This is a genomic window from Streptomyces sp. NTH33 (assembly GCF_003236365.1).
Classification (GTDB): domain Bacteria; phylum Actinomycetota; class Actinomycetes; order Streptomycetales; family Streptomycetaceae; genus Streptomyces.
Window position 1 is genome coordinate 1 of the sequence record NZ_POTZ01000797.1, and the last position, 1,875, is coordinate 1,875.

At 68.9% G+C, this 1,875-nt stretch carries 2 protein-coding genes and 1 rRNA gene; all 3 read right to left on the reverse strand.

Features of this window, described 5'->3' with window-relative positions; genetic code table 11:
• Positions 1–897: MFS transporter (locus C1I97_RS36335; RefSeq protein WP_111007170.1), on the reverse strand; the 897-nt coding region annotated here is incomplete at its 3' end.
• A gap of 91 nt (positions 898–988) precedes the next feature.
• On the reverse strand, positions 989–1,633 hold the full coding sequence (locus C1I97_RS36340) for an HAD family hydrolase (protein WP_111007171.1): 645 nt from the start codon (positions 1,631–1,633) through the stop codon (positions 989–991).
• Between the two features lie 61 nt (positions 1,634–1,694).
• Positions 1,695–1,811, reverse strand: a 5S ribosomal RNA gene (gene rrf / locus C1I97_RS36345).
• Positions 1,812–1,875: the final 64 nt, after the last annotated feature.

The window sequence follows — 1,875 nt, forward strand, 5'->3', positions numbered from 1 at the left end:
GACCACCGCGAACCCCAGCGCCGCCACCAGCGCGCCCAGCCGTACGACGGCCACGGCACCGAACCTGCGTACCCCGAAGTCCCCGACGGTCCGCCCCAGCAGTGTGGTGACCATGTACACGTTGTACGGCACGGTCGCCAGCTGCTCGGAGCCGCCCAGGGTGTCCTGCAGGTACTTCGCGCTCCAGTTGGAGACGGTCGAGTCCCCGATGTACGCGAACGTCATCACCAGGCACAGCGGCAGCAGCAGCTTGAAGACGACGGTCCCGCTCTCGGTCCCGGTTCCAGCCCCGTTCTCGTTCCCGCCGGTCTCTTCGGCTTCTTCGGGCACGGCTGCCGCCCGCTCGTCGACGTACCACCGGCTCCCCACCAGGACCGCCGGCAGCAGCACCGCCACCACCGGCAGGTACGACACCCACAGCGCCAGATGCCAGTGCGCCCCGGCCCAGGCCAGCGAGGCGCCCACGATCCCGCCGAGGCTGTAGGCGGCGTGGAAGCCGAGCACGATGCTGCGGCCGTACGCCCGCTGCAGGCTCACCCCGAGCATGTTCATCGAGGCGTCCAGCGCCCCCACGGCCAGTCCGAAGGCGGCGAGCGCGACCCCCAGCTCGGCCATCCGGCCGCCCGCCCCGGCACCGAGCAGGGACAGCAGGACGACGGGCTGGGACCAGCGCAGCAACCGGCTGGGCCGCACGCGCTTCACCAGCTGTTCGGTGGCCACGCTTCCGGCCCCGGCGAGAACCGGCACGGCGGCGAGGAACACCGGCAGCAGCGCGTCGGAGACCCCGTACCGGTCCTGGAGGGCCGGGATGCGCGTCACGAGAAGAGCGAAGGTGACGCCCTGCGCGAAGAAGCTGAACGCCAGCGAGGCCCTACCGCGCCGCAGCACATCTGTCATGGCGGCGAGCGTAGGGCCCCGGGCTACCCGTGGGTAGATCCGGCCGAAGGTGAATTCTGCTCAGCTTCACCGGTCGACGTCATGTCCGGCGTCATGCCAGCAGGTCGGCCAACTCCTCCATACGGGAGAAGAGTTGAGTGGCGTCCGCGAGCTTCGCGGCCGGTGTCATCGCCGTGAACCCGTACACGTCCATCCCGGCCGCGACGGCCGCCCGCACACCCAGCGGGGAGTCCTCGACGACGACGCACCGCTCCGGGGCGACGCCCATCCGCTCGGCCGCGTACAGGAACAGGTCCGGCGCCGGCTTGCCCCGTCCCACGTCCTGCGAACTGAAGATCCGTCCCTCGTCGAACCACCGGTCGAGGCCGGTCGTCCGGTGCCCCACCCGGATCCGCTCATGGCTCCCCGAGGACGCGACACAGTACGGCGTCCCCTCCACGACCAGCTTCTCCAGTACGTCACCGGCGCCGGCCACCGGCTTCAACTCCCGCTCGAACGCCGCGAAGACACGGGTGTGGAAGACGTCGTCGAAGTCGTCCGGCAGCCGCTGCCCGGTCCGCTCCCGGACGAGGTCGTGGATCCGGTGCATCGCCGACCCCATGTAGTCGCGGATGGAGTCCTCGTACGAGGTGGGGTGACCCAGCTCGGTGAGATAGGCGGCCAGGAGCCTGTTGGAGATGGGCTCACTGTCGACAAGGACGCCGTCGTTGTCGAAGATGACGAGGTCATAGCGCATGCGTACGAGCATAAACGCAGAAAACCCCGCACCGTGAGGTGCGGGGTTTTCTTCAATATTTGTTCGGCGGTGTCCTACTCTCCCACAGGGTCCCCCCTGCAGTACCATCGGCGCGGTGAGGCTTAGCTTCCGGGTTCGGAATGTGACCGGGCGTTTCCCTCACGCTATGACCACCGAAACACGGTGAAACACACCAGCCGGCCGGCCGTACGGCCGGGGCTGTTCGTGGTTTCAGAACCGAC